The organism is Geodermatophilus sp. SYSU D00766 (assembly GCF_054049915.1).
This window is the reverse complement of record NZ_JBJGYI010000008.1, coordinates 20233-38858: the sequence shown is the minus strand read 5'-3', so window position 1 is coordinate 38858 and position 18626 is coordinate 20233. Positions and strand designations below refer to the sequence as shown.

Annotated in this window: 20 protein-coding genes; 16 read left to right on the top strand and 4 right to left on the bottom strand. The window is 75.9% G+C overall.

Going from position 1 to position 18626, the window contains the following annotated elements:
• Positions 1-32: 32 nt before the first annotated feature.
• Positions 33-164, top strand: coding sequence for a hypothetical protein (locus ACI8AD_RS08960; protein WP_456870182.1), 132 nt, complete (start codon positions 33-35; stop codon positions 162-164).
• A 40-nt stretch (positions 165-204) separates the two neighbouring features.
• Positions 205-1515 (top strand): serine/threonine-protein kinase, encoded by a 1311-nt coding sequence (locus tag ACI8AD_RS08955; RefSeq protein ID WP_456870181.1) that lies wholly within the window; start codon positions 205-207, stop codon positions 1513-1515.
• Here the strand turns inward: ACI8AD_RS08955 and ACI8AD_RS08950 are convergent, their stop codons facing one another.
• On the bottom strand, positions 1516-2547 hold the full coding sequence (locus ACI8AD_RS08950; RefSeq protein WP_456870180.1) for an ion channel: 1032 nt from the start codon (positions 2545-2547) through the stop codon (positions 1516-1518).
• A gap of 96 nt (positions 2548-2643) precedes the next feature.
• Here ACI8AD_RS08950 and ACI8AD_RS08945 point away from each other — a divergent pair, with 96 nt between their 5' ends.
• From ACI8AD_RS08945 to ACI8AD_RS08905, 9 genes are all read left to right on the top strand, one after another.
• Entirely contained in the window at positions 2644-3150 is a 507-nt protein-coding gene (locus ACI8AD_RS08945) for a mycothiol transferase (protein ID WP_456870179.1), read from the top strand.
• A gap of 151 nt (positions 3151-3301) precedes the next feature.
• Positions 3302-4483, top strand: a complete 1182-nt coding sequence (locus tag ACI8AD_RS08940; protein WP_456870178.1) for an acyl-CoA dehydrogenase family protein — start codon at positions 3302-3304, stop codon at positions 4481-4483.
• Between the two features lie 103 nt (positions 4484-4586).
• A complete protein-coding gene (locus tag ACI8AD_RS08935) occupies positions 4587-5165 on the top strand; it encodes a hemerythrin domain-containing protein (protein ID WP_456870177.1) in 579 nt (192 codons plus the stop codon).
• A gap of 70 nt (positions 5166-5235) precedes the next feature.
• Complete coding sequence (locus ACI8AD_RS08930) at positions 5236-5541, top strand: hypothetical protein (protein WP_456870176.1); 306 nt, start codon at positions 5236-5238, stop codon at positions 5539-5541.
• A 333-nt stretch (positions 5542-5874) separates the two neighbouring features.
• Positions 5875-6954, top strand: a complete 1080-nt coding sequence (locus ACI8AD_RS08925) for a sigma-70 family RNA polymerase sigma factor (RefSeq protein ID WP_456870175.1) — start codon at positions 5875-5877, stop codon at positions 6952-6954.
• Positions 6951-7844, top strand: coding sequence for an STAS domain-containing protein (locus ACI8AD_RS08920; protein ID WP_456870174.1), 894 nt, complete (start codon positions 6951-6953; stop codon positions 7842-7844). The genes ACI8AD_RS08925 and ACI8AD_RS08920 overlap by 4 nt, the downstream gene beginning before the upstream one ends.
• On the top strand, positions 7841-8245 hold the full coding sequence (locus ACI8AD_RS08915; protein ID WP_456870173.1) for an STAS domain-containing protein: 405 nt from the start codon (positions 7841-7843) through the stop codon (positions 8243-8245). Before ACI8AD_RS08920 ends, ACI8AD_RS08915 begins: the two co-directional genes overlap by 4 nt.
• Positions 8242-8532: a phosphatase RsbU N-terminal domain-containing protein gene (locus ACI8AD_RS08910; RefSeq protein ID WP_456870172.1), complete on the top strand. Its 291-nt coding sequence runs from the start codon at positions 8242-8244 to the stop codon at positions 8530-8532. Before ACI8AD_RS08915 ends, ACI8AD_RS08910 begins: the two co-directional genes overlap by 4 nt.
• Before the next feature lie 268 nt (positions 8533-8800).
• Positions 8801-9592, top strand: a complete 792-nt coding sequence (locus ACI8AD_RS08905) for an esterase/lipase family protein (RefSeq protein WP_456870171.1) — start codon at positions 8801-8803, stop codon at positions 9590-9592.
• On the opposite strand, the gene ACI8AD_RS08900 is transcribed toward ACI8AD_RS08905, so the two are convergent.
• Positions 9559-11160, bottom strand: coding sequence for an FAD-dependent oxidoreductase (locus ACI8AD_RS08900; protein WP_456870170.1), 1602 nt, complete (start codon positions 11158-11160; stop codon positions 9559-9561). The two genes, ACI8AD_RS08905 and ACI8AD_RS08900, sit on opposite strands and share 34 nt — an antisense overlap.
• 59 nt (positions 11161-11219) lie before the next feature.
• Here ACI8AD_RS08900 and ACI8AD_RS08895 point away from each other — a divergent pair, with 59 nt between their 5' ends.
• The 4 genes from ACI8AD_RS08895 (at position 11220) to ACI8AD_RS08880 (ending at position 14992) form a co-directional block, all read left to right on the top strand.
• On the top strand, positions 11220-11801 hold the full coding sequence (locus ACI8AD_RS08895; RefSeq protein WP_456870169.1) for a helix-turn-helix domain-containing protein: 582 nt from the start codon (positions 11220-11222) through the stop codon (positions 11799-11801).
• 51 nt (positions 11802-11852) lie between these two features.
• Complete coding sequence (locus tag ACI8AD_RS08890; protein ID WP_456870168.1) at positions 11853-12422, top strand: hypothetical protein; 570 nt, start codon at positions 11853-11855, stop codon at positions 12420-12422.
• Positions 12423-12624: 202 nt separating this feature from the next.
• Positions 12625-13227, top strand: a complete 603-nt coding sequence (locus tag ACI8AD_RS08885) for an acyl-CoA-like ligand-binding transcription factor (RefSeq protein ID WP_456870167.1) — start codon at positions 12625-12627, stop codon at positions 13225-13227.
• A gap of 79 nt (positions 13228-13306) precedes the next feature.
• Positions 13307-14992: an MDR family MFS transporter gene (locus ACI8AD_RS08880; RefSeq protein ID WP_456870166.1), complete on the top strand. Its 1686-nt coding sequence runs from the start codon at positions 13307-13309 to the stop codon at positions 14990-14992.
• A gap of 54 nt (positions 14993-15046) precedes the next feature.
• Here the strand turns inward: ACI8AD_RS08880 and ACI8AD_RS08875 are convergent, their stop codons facing one another.
• The gene (locus ACI8AD_RS08875) at positions 15047-16078 is read right to left on the bottom strand and encodes a zinc-dependent alcohol dehydrogenase (RefSeq protein WP_456870165.1); all 1032 of its coding nucleotides are present in this window, start codon (positions 16076-16078) and stop codon (positions 15047-15049) included.
• A gap of 9 nt (positions 16079-16087) precedes the next feature.
• On the opposite strand from ACI8AD_RS08875, the gene ACI8AD_RS08870 reads away from it, so the two are divergent.
• Complete coding sequence (locus ACI8AD_RS08870; protein ID WP_456870164.1) at positions 16088-17806, top strand: IlvD/Edd family dehydratase; 1719 nt, start codon at positions 16088-16090, stop codon at positions 17804-17806.
• Between the two features lie 6 nt (positions 17807-17812).
• Here the strand turns inward: ACI8AD_RS08870 and ACI8AD_RS08865 are convergent, their stop codons facing one another.
• Positions 17813-18574 carry a dihydrodipicolinate synthase family protein gene (locus tag ACI8AD_RS08865; protein ID WP_456870163.1) on the bottom strand — a complete coding sequence of 254 codons (762 nt, stop codon included), beginning with the start codon at positions 18572-18574 and terminating at the stop codon, positions 17813-17815.
• Positions 18575-18626 lie beyond the last annotated feature (52 nt).

Here is an 18626-nt window from a genome sequence, read left to right as displayed (position 1 = left end):
GCGCCGCCGCGATCCGGGGCAGGCTGCCGGACATGACGACGCCGATGCAGCCCGAGCCCGACGCCCCCCAGCCGCGCGACATCGCCGTGGAGATGGAGACCCAGGAGGTGGCCGCCGACCTGGAGGAACGCAGCGACCCCGAGCAGCCGGCCAACCCGGCCTGAGCGGGGGACGCGGGCCCGCTCCCGGGCGTAGCGTTCTCGCATGTCCGCCGAAACCGGTACCGGACGCCTGGTCGCCGGGCGCTACGCGGCGTCCGAGGTCATCGGCCGCGGTGGCATGGGCGTCGTGTGGCGGGCCACCGACCGGGTGCTGCACCGGCCGGTCGCCCTCAAGGAGATCGTCTACCCGTCGCACCTCACCGACGAGGAGCGCGAGTCCCTGCGGCTGCGGACCCTGCGCGAGGCCCGGACGGCGGCCCGGCTGGTGCACCCCTGCGTCACGACCCTCTACGACGTCGTCGAGGAGGACGGCCGGCCCTGGCTGATCATGGAGCACGTGGAGTCCCGCAGCCTGCAGGAGATCGTGCAGCGCTCGGGCCCTCTGCCGTGGCGCACCGTCGCCCGCATCGGCCTCGACGTCCTCGACGCGCTGGAGGCCGCGCACGCGGCGGGCATCGTGCACCGCGACGTCAAGCCGGCCAACGTGCTCGTCGGGGCCGACTGCTCGGCGCACCTGACCGACTTCGGCATCGCCACGGCCACCGGCGACGCGTCCATCACCACCTCGGGCGCCATCCTCGGCTCCCCCGCCTACATGTCGCCCGAGCGGGCGCGCGGCGAGGAGCCCGGGCCCGCCGTCGATCTGTGGTCGCTGGGCGCCACGCTGTACACGGCGGTCGAGGGCCGGCTCGCCTTCGACCGGCCCGAGCCGATGGCCACGCTGCTCGCCGTCGTCCAGGAGGACCCCGCCCCCGCCGAGCGGGCCGGCCCCCTGGCGCCGGTGCTGCAGGGGCTGCTCACCCGCGACACCGCGCAGCGGTGGGACGTCGCCCGCGCGCGGGCCGGCCTGCGCGACGCGCTCGCCGGAGCGGGGCCGGGTCCGGCCTGGTCCCCGCCCGAGCCCGCCGGGCCTCCCGCCGAGAACGCGCCGGCGCTGGGCGGCCAGGTGGAGCGCTTCGAGCTCGACGACCTGCGCGCGCTGGCCTCGGTCATCGGCACCGTCGCCCGCGACGCGCGTGACCAGGCCCGCTACCTCGCCGACAAGCGCAAGGAACGGAAGGAGCGCAAGGAGCAGCGGCACGCCGAGGAGCAGCGGCACGGCGCGGAGCGCGCGCCGGACCGCGCGCACCGTGCGCGCCCGGCCGCGCCACCGGCTCCCGCGCCGCAGACTCCCCGGCCCGCGGCCCCCCGGGGGATGCCGCGCGCGCCGCAGCACACCCGCCGGCGGGGAGTGCAGCGCTGGCGGTTCAAGCGCCGCTGGGTGGTCGTGCCGGTCGTCGTCACCGTGCTGGCCGTGCTCGCCGCCCTCGGCGGGCTGGTGGCGCTGGTCGCCGCCCTCCTCGGCTTCTGGTGATCAGCCCCGGCGGACCAGCCCGGCGGGGTCGAGCCGGTGCTCGGCGACGTAGTACAGCGTCGCGCCCTCCGGCACCGGGGTGTCCCAGGAGGGGCTGACCTGCAGGCCCTCGCCGGTGCGCAGGGCCAGCACCGTCGCGGCGTGGTCGCGGCCGAAGGCGGTCTGGCACTCGCCGAAGGTGCGGTGCGGCAGTCCCGCCGGCACCCGCACCGAGTAGGTGTTGCCGTGCCCGCCGGCGGTCATCAGCTCGTTGTAGACCTGGGTGAGCCCGGGGTCGGCCGCCTCCTCCGACAGCAGGAACGGCATGTGCCACTGCACCACCTGCACCCCGGCGTTGACGTAGCGCAGCGTCGCGCGCCGGCCGAGGTCGCGCACGGCGGCGACCATGTGCACGTCGGGGTTGGCGTGGTCGACGGCGACGGCGATGGCCAGCGTCTCGTTGTCGTCGCGGCCGTCGATGACCACCGTGCGGGCGCGGGCCACCCCGGCGCGGGTCATGACGTCGGCGTGCGTCAGGTCGCCGCGCACGAAGGAGACCGCCGGCTCCTCCGGCATCGGGTTGACCGCGACGTCGTCGTGCGCGCACAGCGCGATCCGCGTGCCCGGCTCGACGGTCAGCTCGGCGACGATGCGCTCGGTGCGCCCGGGTGTGTAGCCCAGGACGACGACGTGGTCCCGGAGGTCCAGGCCGACCACTCCTCTCAGCCGCTTGCCCCGCGTGGTCTGCAGGGCGGTGGCCAGCTCGGTGAACAGCAGGGTCAGCGTGACGATCCCGCCGACGATGACGTAGGCGCCGACGACGCGGCCGCCGGCCGACACCGGGAACAGGTCGCCGTAGCCGACGGTGGCGGCGGTGACGACGAAGTACCACCAGTAGTTGGCCGGCTCGGCGATGCCGCTGCCGGGCGGCTCGACCAGCGCCATCGCCGCCCAGCTGGTGAGGAACACCAGGACGGCGACGGCCAGCGGCAGCCGCCAGCCGCCGAGCCGCAGGCGCAGGGTGCGCAGGAGCCGCTGCAGCAGGAACGGCAACGCGGGACCCCCTCGGCCGGGCGGGCGGACACCGCAACCTACCGTCGCGCCGCCGCCCGGGGCGTCCCCCGCGAGCGGGAGGGGTAGCGCTGCGGCATGCGCACCTCCGAGCTCCTCCGGTACGCCTACGCGCAGGTCGGCGAGACGCTGCGGCGCGCCGTCGCCGACCTGACCCCCGAGCAGCTGGCGCAGCGGCCCGGGCCGGACGCCAACCCCGTCGGCTGGCTGGCCTGGCACCTGCTGCGCGTGCAGGACGACCACCTCGCCGACGTCGCCGGCACGGAGCAGGTGTGGACCGCGCAGGGCTTCGCCGCCCGCTTCGGCCTGCCGGTCGACGACGCCGCCACCGGCTACGGCATGTCCGCGGCGGAGGTCGACGCGGTGCGGGTGCCCTCCACGGGGCTGCTGCTGGAGTACGCCGACGCCGTCGCCGCCGCGAGTGCCGCGTTCCTCGACGGGCTGACCGACGACGACCTCGACCGCGTCGTCGACGAGCGGTGGGACCCGCCGGTGACCCTCGGCGTGCGGCTGGTCAGCGTGCTCTCCGACGACCTGCAGCACGTGGGCCAGGCCGCATACGTGCGGGGGCTGCTCGGCGCCTGACCCGCCGCGCCCCGCTGCCCGAGTGAGCGCCTGCGGTCGGCGACGCGCGCCGACACGCCGTCCCGGGCGGCCACGGCTGCCCACTCGGCGGCGGGACGGCGACGATCCGCGCCGTCCGGCGGCGGACTCCGCCCGCGCGTAGCGTCGGCGCGTGGCCGAGACCGCGCTCACCGACTTCTACGCCCTCGAGGACCTGCTCACCCCCGAGGAGGTCGAGATCCGCGACCGCGTGCGGAACTGGTGCGCCAAGGAGGTCACGCCGCGGATCAACGACTACTGGGAGCGCGCCGAGTTCCCCTTCGAGCTGGTGCCCGGCTTCGCCGAGCTTGGCATCGCCGGGGGCACCATCCAGGGCTACGGCTCGCCGGGGATGAGCTGCGTCGCCGCCGGGCTGGTCGCCGCCGAGCTCGCCCGCGCCGACGGCAGCATCGGCACCTTCAACGGGGTGCACAGCTTCCTCGCGATGCAGTCGATCGCACTGCTGGGCTCGGAGGAGCAGCGCGAGCGGTTCCTGCCGCCGATGGCGCGGATGGAGCAGATCGGCGCATTCGGGCTGACCGAGCCGCAGCACGGCAGCGACGCCGTCGCCCTGGAGACCAGCGCGCGCCGCGACGGCGACGTCTTCGTGCTCGACGGGCAGAAGAAGTGGATCGGCAACGGCACGATCGCCGACCACGTCATCGTGTGGGCGCGCGGCGAGGACGGCCAGGTCGGCGGCTACGTGGTCGAGAAGGGCACGCCCGGCTTCACCGCCCGGGTGATGACCGGCAAGACGGCGCTGCGCGCGGTGTGGCAGGCCGAGATCACCCTCCAGGGCGCGCGGGTGCCGGCGGAGAACCGGCTGGAGAACTGCCGGTCGTTCAAGGACGTCTCCACCATCCTGGACCGCACCCGCTACACGGTGGCGTGGCGGGCGCTGGGGCTGGCGACGGCGGCCTACGAGCTGGCGCTGGAGCACAGCCTCCACCGCGAGCAGTTCGGCCAGCCGATCGCCGGCTACCAGCTGGTGCAGGAGAAGCTGACCCGGATGCTCGCCGAGATCACGACGATGCAGCTCATGTGCTGGCGGCTGTCCACCCTCGCCGACGCCGGCCGGATGACCGCGGCCATGGCGTCGCTGGCCAAGCGGCACTGCTGCGCCACCGCCCGGCAGATCGTCGCCGACGCCCGCGACCTGTTCGGCGGCGACGGCATCCTGCTCGAGCACCACATCGCCCGCCACCACGCCGACATCGAGGCGATCTACACCTTCGAGGGCACCGACCACGTGCAGGCGCTCATCGTCGGCCGCGAGATCACCGGCCTGTCGGCGATCAGCGGCCGCCGGCGCTGAGCGGGCGGGCGCTCACGCGCCCTGCGTGTGCCCGGGCGGGGCGCGGGGAAGGGTCGGGACCTCCCCAGCCGCGGGGACCGAGCCCGATCAGCCGGGAGACACCGTGACCGAGAACCAGCGCGACGTGGTGGAGCTGCTCAGCGCCGACCACCGCGAGTTCGACCGCATCTTCCGTGAGCTCGAGCAGCTCATGGGCAGCACCGACCCCGACGCGCTCGCCCGCAAGCGCGCCCTCGTCGACGAGGTCAGCATCGGCCTGGTCAAGCACTCCGTCGCCGAGGAGACCCAGGTCTACCCGCGGGTGCAGAAGGAGGTCGACGCCGAGGAGGCGCAGCGGTCCAAGCACGAGCACGACCGGGCCGAGCACACCATGAAGCAGCTCGAGCGGCTCGACCCGTCCGACGAGCGCTACGACGCCGAGATCCGGACGCTCATCCACGAGATCCGCGGCCACGTCGAGCACGAGGAGGGCCGCATGTTCACCGAGCTGCGCGCCTCCTTCGACCACGCGGAGCTGGTGCGCATGGCCGAGCAGGTGGAGCGCGTCAAGAAGATCGCGCCGACCCGGCCGCACCCGATGACGCCCAACGAGGGCGTGGTCCGGACGGTGGTCGGGCCGGTCGCCGCGCTCATCGACCACCTGCGCGACGCCGTCAGCGGGCGGGGCAAGCAGGACACCTGAGCCGTCCGGCACCGCCGCTGCCCTCCCGGCGTTACCGTCGGGAGGGCAGCGGCGGTGAGAGGGGTCTTCGGTGGAGCCAGTCAGCCTGGTGGTCGGTGCGGCACTGCTGGCCGTCGGGTTCGTGGCCGGGCGGCTCGGACGGCGCCGTCCCGCCGCGCCGCCGCCGAACCCCGTGCCGCTGTGCGGCTGCGGTCACGCGCTGAGCCAGCACGACACCGAGACCAACACCTGCTACGCCGAGCTGCGCCGCGACACCTACGACAAGCGCGGCCGCTGGGCCGGGCACACCTGGGTGCCCTGCACCTGCCGGCAGTACGTCGGCCCGCGCCCGATCGACGAGGTCTTCGTCCCCCGGATCCTGCCGCCGGCGGAGTGAGCGGTCCTCAGCCGCGGTGAGTCGATCATCGGGTGCGTGCCGCTCGCGTCGGCGTGTCCGCGCGTGTCGCGTGCACTCGGCCGATGATCGACTCGGCAGTCGGCCACTGCACCGCCCGCGACCCCGCTGACGCCAGCGGCGGTTGTTGATCATCGGATGCGTGCCGCTCCCACCGGCGTGTCCGCGCGTGTCGCGTGCACTCAGCCGATGATCAACCGGAAGACGCCTCCCCCAGCTGCACTCGCCCAGCGCGGAGCCCAGCGCTGGGCCCGACGGCCGTCCCGGCGACGCGAGAGCGCGCCGGGACGGCCGTCCGCGCGTAGCGTGCCGCGGGTGGGGGCCGTGGAGTCCGTCGCCGAGTCGCCGGCAGGCGACGCCGACGCCGTGGCCGCGCTCCTGCCGATGGTGCGGCGCATCGTCGCTGCGCGGGTGGCCGACGCGACCGCCGCCGAGGACCTGGTGCAGGAGACCCTCGTGCGGGTCCTCGCCGCCTCCGGCCGCGTCGAGCCCGGCATGCTCGAGCCCTACGCCATCGCCACGGCGCGCAACGTCGTCGCCACCTCCTGGCGGGAGCAGGACCGGCACCGGCGCAACCAGCACCGGGTGGTCGACCTGCGGGTGCCCGACCCGCCCGACGGCGAGCTGCTCGCCGCGGAGGAGCGCTCCGCCGTCGCCGAGGCGCTCACCCGGCTCTCCGAGCGCGACCGGCAGGCCCTCCTCGAGCACGAGGTGTCCGGCCGGGACACCCGGGCGCTGGCCACCGAGCTCGGCTCGACCGCGGGCGCCGTCGCCGCGCAGCTGCACCGCGCCCGGGCTCGCCTGCGGGTGGAGTACCTGCTCGCCCGCGACCGCACCGAGCCGCCGACCGACCGCTGCCGCCCGGTGCTGTTCGCCCTCTCCAGCGGCGACCGCCGCCGGCAGCGCGAGGTCGACGCCGGGCGGCACCTGCTCGAGTGCGACGTCTGCGCCGCGCTCAGCCAGCCGCTGCTGGAGCGGGCGCCGCAGCGCGACGACGAGGTCCGCATCCCGATCGGGGGCGACGCCGACGTCGTCGCCGCCCGGCAGGCCGCCCGCGACCTGGCCGGCCGGCTCGGCTGCTTCTCGGCCACCGACCTGACCCTCATCGCCACGGCGGTCTCCGAGGTGACCCGCAACATCGTCAAGTTCGCCGGCTCCGGCGAGGTCGTCGTGGAGGTCCTCGACGAGCCGCGCAAGGGCGTGCAGGTGACCGCCCGCGACGCCGGCCCCGGCATCCCCGACGTCGAGCGGGCGATGCAGGACGGCTACAGCACCTACGCGGGCCTCGGGCTGGGGCTGCCCGGCGCCCGGCGGCTGATGGACGAGTTCGCGATCGCCTCCGAGGTGGGGCGGGGGACGACGGTGACGATGACGAGATGGTGTGGTGGGCGATGAGCGCGCAGGGGACGGAGACGACGACGGCCGAAGACCAGAGTCCCGGCGAGGACCAGCTGCTCCCCCAGCTCGTCGCGCACCTGCGCGAGCACCGCACGCGGCTGCGGCACGAGTGGTCCGAGCGCATCCAGCAGGCCGGCCTGCTGCACGCCATGACCCCGCAGGAGATGGTGGCCGAGACCACGTCGGTCTACGACAACTACGTCGAGGTGCTCGAGACCGGCAGCGTCGAGGCGCTGCGGCGCTACGCCCGCGACCTCTCCGAGCGGATCATCCCGCGCGGGGTGGAGACCCACGAGGTCGTCGGCATCGTGCTGCTCCTGCGTGACGTGCTCGCCCGCTCGCTGTTCGAGAAGTACCAGCGCGACTTCGGCCTGCTCAACCGGGTGCTCGACGCCTACGAGCCGGCGGCCAACCGGATCGCCAACACCGTCGCGGTGAGCTTCGTCGAGGAGCGCGAGCGGGTCATCAGACAGCAGCAGGACGCGCTGCGCGAGCTGTCCACCCCGGTCCTGCCGGTGCGCGAGCGCCTGCTCATCCTGCCGATCATCGGGGTGCTCGACAGCGAGCGGGCCCGCCAGCTCACCGAGCAGCTGCTCACCGGCATCCGCACCCACCGCGCCCGGGTGGTGGTCATCGACATCACCGGCGTCCCCGAGGTCGACGAGTCGGTGGCCAACCACCTCGTGCAGACCGTCGACGCCTCCCGGCTCATGGGCGCCAGCGTCATCATCACCGGTCTCTCGCCCAAGATCGCGCAGACGCTGGTGACCATCGGGGTGGACCTCAGCAAGATGGACACCATCGGCGACCTGCAGGGCGGCCTGGAGGAGGCCGAGCGCCTCCTCGGCTACGCGACCGGCAGGGACGACGCGACGGCGGCGACGTGACCGGGCCCCGGCTGGTCTCGATCCTGCGGCAGGGCTCCTACCTGATCGCCTCGATCCACACCGCCCTCGACGACACGCAGATGACCGCCTTCCAGGACGACCTGGTCGAGCGCATCGGCCGCGACCGCGCGCGGGGGGTGGTGATCGACGTGGCGGCGCTCGACGTGCTCGACTCCTTCGGCACCCGGACGCTGCGCACGATCGGCGAGGTCGCCCGGCTGCGCGGCGCGGTGACGGTGGTGGTCGGCATCCAGCCGGAGGTGGCCTTCGCGATGGTCGCGCTGGGGATGGACACCGGGTCGGTGCACACCGCGCTCGACCTCGAGGAGGGACTGGCCTTCCTCGACCGGGTCGTCGGGCCGCGGCGGCCGGTGACGACGGCGCGGGGCGGGCCGGTGTGACCGGCGTCGAGGGGTTCGCCCGCGACTACCGCGTCGCCTTCCTGGCCCACCTGGCCCGCCGCGGCGAGGCCTCGCTGCACCGGGGGTACGAGCTCGGCCGGGCCGCGGTGACCCAGGGGCTGGGGATCCTCGAGGTGGTGTACGTGCACCACGAGGTGCTGCTCGAGGTCCTCCGCGAGACCCCCACCGGCGAGCTGGCCGACGTCGCGGCCGCCGCGTCGGAGTTCCTCTGCGAGGTGCTGGCGACGTCGGACATGGCCCAGCGGGCGCTGCTGCGCCCGCGGTGAGGGAGGACCCCCGGCCGGGTCGGGGGCACGGCCCCGGCCGGGGGGCTGCAGCGGCGCGACCCGGCGGACCGAACCTGGTGGTCGGTCCTGCTCGGGGACGTCGTCGCGTGCACGGGTGGAGACCCCTCCGCCCACCCGGCATGACGCGGGCCGGAGCGCCGGGGAGCGCCGCAGAACGCGACCGGGGCCACGTCATGCGGGCGGTCCGGAGGCGTCCGGGCGGGTATGGCCACCCGGACACCGCCCGCCCGCCGTCGGAGGAGAGCCCGTGACCGACGCCCCGGACCCCCGGACCGCCGGACGCCGGCGCACGCTGCTGGCCGCCACCGAGCCGGTGCGCGCCGCGGCCAGCGCCGGCGCGCTGGCGCTGGCCTACCCGCTGCTGCGCGGCGCCCCGCGCGGTGAGCGCCACGGCGTGCTCGTGCTCCCCGGGCTGCTCGCCTCCGACGCCTCCACGGTGACGCTGCGCCGCTGGCTGCGCGGGCTGGGCTACCCGGTGGTCGGCTGGGAGCTCGGCCGCAACCGCGGCCCGACGAAGGAGATCACCGACGAGCTGCCCCGCCTGGTGCAGCGCCTGGCCGAGCAGCACGACGGGCCGGTGAGCATCGTCGGGCAGAGCCTCGGTGGCATCTACGCGCGGCGGCTGGCGCTGCGGGTGCCGCGGCTGGTCCGGCAGGTGGTCAGCCTGGGCTCGCCCTTCGGCACGGCCGGCCGCCCCGCCGACGACACCCCCGGCGCGCGGGCCTACGCCCGCTACCGGCACCTGCACGCCGTGCCCCGCGCCCGCGGCGGCCTCGCCTCCGGCCTGCCGGTGCCGAGCACCGCCGTCTACTCGCGGTGGGACGGCGTCGTCGACTGGCGGGCCTGCCGGCAGCAGCCGGGGCCGCGGGCGGAGAACGTCGGCGTGCACGCCAGCCACCTGGGGATGGGCCACGACCCCGCCGTGCTGTGGCTGGTGGCCGACCGGCTCGCCCAGACGCGGGACGGCTGGGCGCCGTTCACCCCGCCGGCGCGGCTGCGGTTCCTCTACCCGCGGGAGGACGACGACACGGCCGGCTGACGGCGCCGCGCCCGCAGCACCGCGTCGGCGGCGTGGGCCGACCCGTGCTCGTGCCCGCGGGCCTCCCGCGGCCGCGCCTCGGCCACCTGCACCTCCCAGTCCCCCGGGTCGAGCGCCTCGGCCAGCTGGTCGCCGGTGGCGTACCAGTCGGGCAGGCCGGGCCGCTGGATGCCGCGGGCGGAGTCCCCGCCGTCGTGCATCGTCACCAGCAGCGTGCCGCCGGGGGCGACGGCCGCGGCCAGTCGGCGCAGCACGTCGTCGCGGGTGCCGGGCGGGAAGTGCAGGAAGGACGCCGTCACGAGGTCCCACCGCTCGTCGCCGGGCTCCCACGACGAGATGTCGGCCTTGCGGGTCTCCAGCGGCACCCCGGCCGCCTCGGCCGCCGCGGCGGCCCGGTCCAGTGCGGTGCGGGAGAGGTCCAGCGCGGTCACCTGCCAGCCGCGCCGGGCCAGCCAGACGGCGTCCCCGCCCTCCCCGGCGCCGGCGTCGAGGGCGCGGCCGGGCGGCAGGCCGGCGGCCTCGGTGGCCAGCACGTCGTTGACCCGGCCGCTCCAGACGCCGTGTCCGTGCGAGCGGTACCGCTCCTCCCACCACCGCTCGCCGTACTCGGGGTCGCTCATCGCCCGGATCACGTCCACCGCGGCGCGGGTGTCGTCGGCGACGAGGTCGGCGTTGATCGCGGCGCCGGCCATCAGCCCCGCGGCGGCGGCACCGATCACCTGGGCGCCGGGGTCGGCGACGTTGCCGGCCGCCCACACGCCGGGCACCGCGGTGGCGCCGCGGGGGTCGACCGGGACGTGCGACCCGACGACCGCCTCGCCCGTGCGGAAGGGCTCGGCCGCCAGCCCGAGCCCGGTCAGCACGGCCGAGCGGGCGGTGAACACCGGGGCGACGACGACGGCGGCGCGCGGCACGACCTCGCCGTCGGCCAGCCGGACGCCGGTCAGCCGGCCGCCGTCGGTCTCCAGCGCCGCGACCTCGCCGCGCACGATCCGCACGCCGCGGGCGGCCAGCGCCTCGGCGGTGGCGTCGTCCGGTTCGGGGGCGGTGTGCAGGAAGAACACGACGTCGGCGCTCCACTGCCGCCACAGCTGGACCTGGTGCAGCGACATCGGCCCGGTCGCGACAACGCCGATCGGCCGGTCGCGCACCTCCCAGCCGTGGCAGTACGGGCAGTGCAGCACGTCGGTGCCCCACAGCTCGCGCACCCCGGGGATCGCGGGCAGCTCGTCGCTCAGGCCGGTGGTGACCAGCAGCCGGCGGGCCCGCAGCACGCGGCCGCCGGCCAGGTCGACGGTGAACGCGCCGGCCGACCCGCCGGCCGCCGTCGCCGTGCCGTCGACCAGGACGCCGCCGTACCCGGCGACCTCGGCCCGCCCGGCGGCGAGCAGGTCGCCGGGCGGGGTGCCGTCGCGGCCCAGGTAGTTGTGCATCTCGTGCGCCGGCGCGTTGCGCGGCGTCCCGTCGTCGACCACCGCCACCGAGCGGCGGGCCCGCGCCAGGGCGAGGGCGCCGGACAGGCCGGCCGCTCCCCCGCCGACGACCACCACGTCGTACGTCTCGTCCATGCCCACGACGGTGCTCCCCGACCTGCCGCACAGGCAAGTTCCTTTGCCATACTGGCAACGTGACCGAGCTGGACGCCGTCCTCGACGCCGTCGGCCCGCGGCTGCGCGAGCTGCGCCGGCAGCGGGGCGCCACGTTGACCCAGCTGTCGGAGGACACCGGCATCTCGGTGTCCACGCTGTCGCGGCTGGAGTCGGGGCAGCGCCGGCCCACCCTGGAGCTGCTGCTGCCGCTGGCCCGCGCCCACCAGGTGCCGCTCGACGAGCTCGTCGACGCGCCCGAGACCGGCGACCCCCGGGTGCGGCTCAAGCCGATCGTGCGGCACGGCGCGACGTTCCTGCCGCTGACCCGGCGCCCGGGCGGGCTGCAGGCCTACAAGATGGTGCTGCCGCCGGGCTGGGGCGGGGAGCCCGGCGAGCTGCGGTCGCACGAGGGCTGGGAGTGGGTCTACGTCCTGTCGGGTCGGCTGCGGCTGCTCCTCGGCGACGCCGACGTCGTCCTCGCGCCCGGCGAGGTGGCCGAGTTCGACACCCGCACCCCGCACTGGCTGGGCAACCCCGACGACCGGCCGGCCGAGGTGCTGGGCCTGTTCGGCCCACAGGGCGAGCGCATCCACGTGCGCGCCGCCCCCGCCCGCCGCTGACCGGTCGCACTCCACCGGGTGAGGCGCGGCCGGATCGGGTACCGCGGTGTCATGAGCGGGAAGTCGGCCGAGGACTACGCCGAGGACTACACGGAACCGGAGCTGCGCGCGCGGCTCAAGGAGGAGATCAAGGCCGGCGACCGGGGCGGGCGGCCCGGTCAGTGGAGCGCCCGCAAGAGCCAGCTGCTCGCCCACGAGTACGAGGCGCAGGGCGGCGGCTACCGGCACGAGGGGCAGCGCACCGAGTCGCAGCGGCACCTGCAGGAGTGGACCGGCCAGGACTGGCACACCGCCGACGGCGACGACCGGGCCCGCGGCTCCGACGGGACCAAGCGGTACCTGCCCGACGCCGCGTGGGAGCTGCTCTCCGACGAGGAGAAGCGGGCCACCGACGCGCGCAAGCGCGGGTCCGACGAGCAGCACGTGGCCGACACCGACGCCGCGAAGGAGGCGCGCAAGGCCGCCGAGCTGCTCGACGTGACGGCCCTCGAGGCGCGCGAGCGGGTGGGCCGGATGCACGGGGACTCGCAGCTCGACCGGGCGGAGCGGGCCGAGCGCGAGCTCGGGAAGGGCCGCAAGACCGTCCTCGAGGCGATCGAGCGCCGGCGCGATCCCGACTGAGCCGGTCGCGCCGGGATCAGGTGACCTGATCGTGGGTCGTCCTCCCCGACGGCGCACCGTGCGGGAGGACGCCCGGCGGTGAGGGAGGACGCCGCCCGAGACGTCGACACGGCCGACCAGGGACCCCAGCAGGAACGCCCCGACACGCCGTGCAGTGCACGCAACATTGCACGGTCTGCACGGTTCGCGCCATGATGTCCGGGTGAGCACCGGCCTGCGCGAGCGCAAGAAGCTCGCCACCCGCCTGGCCCTGCACCAGGCGGCGCTGCAGCTGGTCGCCGAGCGCGGCCTCGACGGCGTCTCCGTCGACGACGTCGCCGCCCGGGCCGGTGTCTCCCCGCGCACGTTCTTCAACTACTTCCCCACCAAGGACGACGCCGTCGTGGGCATCGACGCCTCGGCCGTCGCCCAGACCGCCGAGCGCTTCGCCGCCCGGCCCGCCCACGAGTCGCCGGTCGACGCGCTGCGCGCCGTGCAGGCCCAGCAGGCCGCCGAGATGGCCGACGAGCCCGAGGGACTGTGGCCCCTGCGGCTGCGGGTCATCGAGGCCCACCCGGTGCTCGTCGGGCGGCTGCACGCCGTCTTCAACTCCGCGGAGCGGGCGCTGGCCGAGGCCGTCGCCGTCCGCACGGGGACCGACGCCGCCGGCGACGTCTACCCCACCCTGCTCGCGGCCGTCTCGGGGACGGCCGTACGCGCCGCCCTGCGCGCCTGGCTGGCGAGCGACTGCACCACCTCGCTGCCCGCCCTCGTCGACGAGGCGTGGGACGCGCTCGCCGCCGGGCTCCCCGCCCCGCGCCCCTGATCCCCCGAGCGGCCGCCGTCGTCCGCTCCCCCTCGGTGCCGCGCGCCCGCGGCACCGCCGAACGACCCCTGGAGAACCCGTGCAGTCCCCGCCCGTCGACGGCTCCGCCCCGCCAATCGTCCTGACCCGCCGCCGGGTCAACCTGATCTTCTCCGCACTGCTCGCGGGCATGCTGATGGCCGCGCTCGACCAGACGATCGTCTCGACGGCGATGCCGACGATCGTCGGCGACCTCGGCGGCGTCTCGCACATGGCGTGGATGACCACCGCCTACCTGCTCGCCACCACCCTGGTCATGCCCATCTACGGCAAGTTCGGCGACCTCTGGGGTCGGCGGAACCTGTTCCTCGTCGCGATCGGGCTGTTCACGGTCGCCAGCGTGGGCGCCGCCCTGTCGCCGGACTTCACCTGGCTGGTGGCCTGGCGCGGCGTGCAGGGTCTCGGTGGCGGCGGCCTGATGATCCTCTCCCAGGCGATCATCGCCGACATCGTCCCGGCCCGGGAGCGGGCCAGGTACATGGGGCCGATCGGCGCGCTGTTCGGCCTGTCGGCCATCGTCGGGCCGCTCGTCGGCGGCTTCTTCACCGACCACGACGCCCTCGGCTGGGAGTGGGCGTTCTGGATCAACGTGCCGGTCGGCGTCGCCGTCCTGGCCATCGGCTTCTCCGCCCTGAGCCTGCCGCGCAGGCGCAGCACCACCCCGCTCGACGTCGCGGGCATCGCCGCGCTGTCGGCGGCGACCACGTCCCTGGTGCTGTTCACCGACGTCGGCGGTCGTGACGGCTGGGGCTCCTGGCAGGCCCTCGCCCTCCTCGCCGCGCTGGTGGTCTCGGCGGTCGCCTTCGTGCTGGTCGAGCGGCGCGCGGTCGAGCCGATCGTGCCGCTGAGCCTGTTCCGCAACCCGACCTTCGTCGTCGCCACGGCACTGGGCATGGCCGTGGGCCTGGGCATGTTCTCGGCGATCGCCTTCATGCCGACGTTCCTGCAGATGAGCTCGGGGCTGTCCGCGGCGAACTCGGGCCTGCTCATGCTGCCGATGACCGCCGGGATCATCCTGACCATCCAGACCTCGGCGTCGCTCATCCTGAAGGACGGCCGGTACAAGCGGTTCACCATCGCCGGGGTCGCGGTGATCCTCGCGACGATGGTCTGGATGACGACGCTGTCGGGCGGCACGTCGCTGTGGACGATCGGCGCGATGTTCTTCGCGCTCGGCTGCGGCCTCGGGCTGATCATGCAGAACGTCGTCCTGGCCGCACAGAACGCGGTCCCGGCCCGCCAGATCGGCACCGCCACCTCCACGAACAACTACTTCCGCGAGGTGGGCGCGACCCTCGGCGTCGCCGTCTTCGGCACGCTGTTCACCAGCCGGCTGGCCGACGACCTCGCCGGCGCGCTGGCCGGCAACGCCGAGCAGGCCGTCCAGGCCGGCATCACCTCGCCCGACACCCTGGTGCCGGCCGCGGTCGAGGCCGCCGGCGACCCGCTGCGGACGGCGATCGTCGACGCCTACGCGAGCTCGCTGGCGCCGGTGTTCTGGTACCTGGTGCCGATCCTCGCCGTGGCGCTGCTGCTGTCGTTCGCGCTGCGGGAGATCCCGCTGTCCGAGCACGCCGGCATGGTCGCCCGCGGCGAGGCGGTGGAGTCCGAGGAGGAGCTCCAGGCGCTGCTGCGGTCCGGCGCGCACGCCGCCGTCCCGGCCGGGCAGCCCACCCTGCGCGAGGAGCGCGACGACGACCGGGACGACGACGCCCTGCGCGTCTGACCCCCGTGCACGTCCGCGGACGTGCCCCCGTGCACGTCCGGGGTCGTGCACGGGTCAGGCGGGCAGCCGCGGGTCCACGTGCACCTTGGGCCCGGCGCCGCTGCCCTCCGGGCGTCCGCCGGCGAGCACCGCGCCGACCTCCCCGAGCCCGACGGTGGCGGCGACCAGCGGCCGGGGGTCGACCGCACCGGCCGCGTAGGCGGCGACCGTCGCCGCCAGCCCCGGGGACGCCGAGAGGATCCCGACCGCGGTGACGTCCTCGAGCAGCAGCCTCCGGGTGTCGATCGTGCTCGGCGTGCCGGCGATGCCGATGCAGACGAGACGGCCGGCGGGCTCGACCAGCTCGAGGCTCAGCGCCGGGGAACCCGGGTCGGTCGAGGCGTCGACGACGGCGTCGAAGGGCAGGTCGGGCAGCGTGTCGCGGGTCCAGGCGGCGGCGAAGCCGAGACCGCGGGCGAACGCGAGCGAGGACGCGGTGACGCCGAGCAGGTGCACCTCCGCGCCCGCCGCACGGAGGAACGCCGCCGTCAGCAGGCCGATCGTCCCGGGCCCGATCACCAGGGCGCGGTCGCCGGGGCCGGCCGCGGCCGCGCGGGCCGCCCGCCAGGCGTTGCCGCCCGGCTCGACGAGCGCGCCGAGCGTCGCGTCGACGGAGTCGGGCAGCGCGTGCAGCGACCCCACCGGGACGGCGAGCTGCTCGGCCAGCGCGCCGGGGCGGCCGCCCCGGATGCCCACCTCCTGCCGGTCCTCGCACACGTGCTGCCGCCCGCGCCGGCAGCGGCGGCAGGTCCCGTCCCCGAGCATCGTGTCCCCCGTGACCCGCCGGCCCAGCCACGCGGGGTCGACCGCGTCGCCCACCGCGCTCACCCGGCCGCACCACTCGTGCCCGGGCCGCAGCGGGTAGGCCGCGTGCCCGCTGTGCAGGTAGGACATCTCGCCGGTGAACAGCTCGACGTCGGTGCCGCAGACCCCGGCCCGCTCGACGTCGACGACCACCTCGCCCGGGGCGGCGGCCGGCGCGGGCACCTCCTGCACCGTGCAGGCTCCCGGTCCGGTGAGCACGACCGCGCGCATGGTCCTCGACACGGCGCCAGGATGGCGGCCGTGACCCTCCGCAGCGCGCAGTGGTACGCCGGTGACGTCCGCAACGCCTACATCCACCGCGCCTGGATGCGCCGCGGGCTCCCGGACGACGCCTTCGGCCGCCCCCAGATCGCCATCGCGAACACCGCCTCCGACCTCGTGCCCTGCAACCGCCACCTCACCGAGGTCGCGGCCGCGGTGCGCGACGGCGTGCACGCCGCCGGCGGCACCCCGCTGGAGCTGCCGGTGTTCGGGCTGGGCGAGACGCAGGTGCGGCCCACGGCGATGCTCTGGCGCAACCTCGCCGCGATGCAGATGGAGGAGGCGTTCCGGGCCAACCCGGTCGACGGGCTGGTGCTGCTCGGCGGGTGCGACAAGACCATCCCGGCCCTGCTGATGGCCGCCGCGTCGGTCGACCTGCCGGCCGTCGTCGTCCCGGGCGGCCCGATGCTGACCGGCACCTTCCGCGGGGTGCCGCTGGGCTGCGGCACCGACGTGTTCCGGCTGTCGGAGGAGGTCCGCGCGGGCACGCTGTCGGCGGCGGAGTTCACCCGGTCGGAGTCGGCGATGATCCGCAGCCGCGGGCACTGCAACACGATGGGCACCGCCTCGACCATGGCGCTGGTCGCCGAGGCGCTGGGCACCGTCGTCCCCGGGGTCGCCGGCACCCCGGCCGCGGACAGCCGGCTGCTGGAGGCCGCGCACGGCACCGGCCGGCTGGTGGTCGAGATGGTCGCCGCCGACCGCCGGCCCTCGACCTTCCTGACGAAGGCGTCCTTCGCCAACGCGATCGTGGCGCTGGCCGCGATCGGCGGGTCCACCAACGCCGTCGTCCACCTGCTGGCGATCGCCGGCCGGCTGGGGATCGACCTGACGCTCGACGACTTCGACCGCATCGGGTCCGGCGTGCCGGTGCTCGTCGACCTGCTCCCGGCGGGCCGGTTCCTCATGGAGGACCTCCACCGCGCCGGCGGCCTGCCCGCCGTGCTGGCCCAGGTCCGCGACCTGCTCGACCCGACGGCGCGCACCGTCACCGGGCAACCGCTGGTCGACACCCTCGACGACGCCGCGACCTGGGACCCGCAGGTCGTCCGGCCGCGCGCGGAGCCGCTGCTCGAGCACGGGGGCATCGCCGTCCTGCGCGGGAACCTCGCGCCCTCCGGCGCCGTCATCAAGCCGGCCGCCGCCTCGCCGCACCTGATGCGGCACCGCGGGCGGGCAGTCGTCTTCGACTCCATCGAGGACTTCTCCGCCCGCGTCGACGACCCCGGCCTCGACGTCGACGCCGACTCCGTGCTCGTCCTTCGCGGCTGCGGCCCGCGGGGCTACCCCGGCATGCCCGAGGTCGCCAACCTGCCGCTGCCGAGGAAGCTGCTCGAGCAGGGCGTGCGCGACGTGGTGCGGGTGTGCGACGGCCGGATGAGCGGCACCGCCTACGGCACCGTCGTCCTGCACGTGGCGCCGGAGGCGGCCGCCGGCGGGCCGCTGGCCCGGGTGCGCACCGGCGACGTCGTCACCCTGGACGTCGCCGCGCGGCGGATCGACGTCGAGGTCCCCGACGACGAGCTGGCCCGGCGCCGGCCGAGCGAGGCGACCCTCGCCGGGTTCGCCGCCCCCCGGCGCGGGTGGGAGCGGCTCTACGTCGACCACGTGCTGCAGGCCGACACCGGGGCGGACCTGGACTTCCTGGTCGGCTCCAGCGGGTCGGCGGTGAGCCGCGAGTCGCACTGAGCGCGGTCAGCCGCCGAGCCGGGTGACCACCGACGTGCCGAAGCGCTCCGCGGCCGCCCGCTTGTAGCCCGCCGGGAAGTCGGCCGACGCCCGGCGGTCGAGCGCGGCGAGCCGCACCTGGGCGCCGGCGTCGCCCCCGGAGGCCGCGACGCACTCCTCGGGGGCGGCGTTGGCGGCCGCCACCAGCGAGCCGGCGGCCCCGATCGCGCCGCACAGCCCGACCAGGGACGCCGCCCCGGTGTAGAGGTCGCCGGCGAGGACCTCACGCTCGTGCAGCAGCCGCCCGGCGTCGCCGGAGGAGTCCTTGAGCCCGGACACCGGCAGGTCGGGCAGCAGGTCGACGGGGATCCCGGGCGCGGCCGCACCGGGGAAGTGGTAGGCCAGCAGCGGCCCGGGGGCCGCCTCGGCGACGGTGTCGTAGTACCGCCGCGGGTCGGCGACGCCGGGCGGCGAGAGCGCCAGGACGGCGTCCGCGCCCGCGGCGAAGGCACGCCCGGTCAGCTCCGCGGCCTGCCGGCCGGTGGGTGCGCCGGTGCCGGCGAGCACGGGGACCCCCGCCGGCACCGCCGCGCGCACCGCGCCGACGAGCACGTCCCGCTCCTCGGCGGTCAGGGCGGCCGCCTCCCCCGTCGTCCCGGCGACGAGGACGCAGCGCACGCCGAGGCCGGCCAGCCGCGCCGCGAGGTCGGCGGTGGCCGGCGCGTCCAGGGCGCCGTCCTCGCGGAAGAGGGTGACCAGGGCGACGCCGACACCGGTGAACAGGGGCATGCCCGCATCCTGCTCCTGCCGACGGCGCAGCGGGCACGTCCGCGGAAGTGCC

Bases quoted from the DNA above. Each gene is read 5' to 3' on its own strand.
- ACI8AD_RS08960 (WP_456870182.1), top strand. From the start codon at position 33: ATGACGACGCCGATGCAGCCCGAGCCCGACGCCCCCCAGCCGCGCGAC.
- ACI8AD_RS08955 (WP_456870181.1), top strand. From the start codon at position 205: ATGTCCGCCGAAACCGGTACCGGACGCCTGGTCGCCGGGCGCTACGCG.
- ACI8AD_RS08945 (WP_456870179.1), top strand. From the start codon at position 2,644: ATGCGCACCTCCGAGCTCCTCCGGTACGCCTACGCGCAGGTCGGCGAG.
- ACI8AD_RS08920 (WP_456870174.1), top strand. From the start codon at position 6,951: ATGAGCGCGCAGGGGACGGAGACGACGACGGCCGAAGACCAGAGTCCC.
- ACI8AD_RS08900 (WP_456870170.1), bottom strand. From the start codon at position 11,160: ATGGACGAGACGTACGACGTGGTGGTCGTCGGCGGGGGAGCGGCCGGC.
- ACI8AD_RS08890 (WP_456870168.1), top strand. From the start codon at position 11,853: ATGAGCGGGAAGTCGGCCGAGGACTACGCCGAGGACTACACGGAACCG.
- ACI8AD_RS08870 (WP_456870164.1), top strand. From the start codon at position 16,088: ATGGCGGCCGTGACCCTCCGCAGCGCGCAGTGGTACGCCGGTGACGTC.
- ACI8AD_RS08865 (WP_456870163.1), bottom strand. From the start codon at position 18,574: ATGCCCCTGTTCACCGGTGTCGGCGTCGCCCTGGTCACCCTCTTCCGC.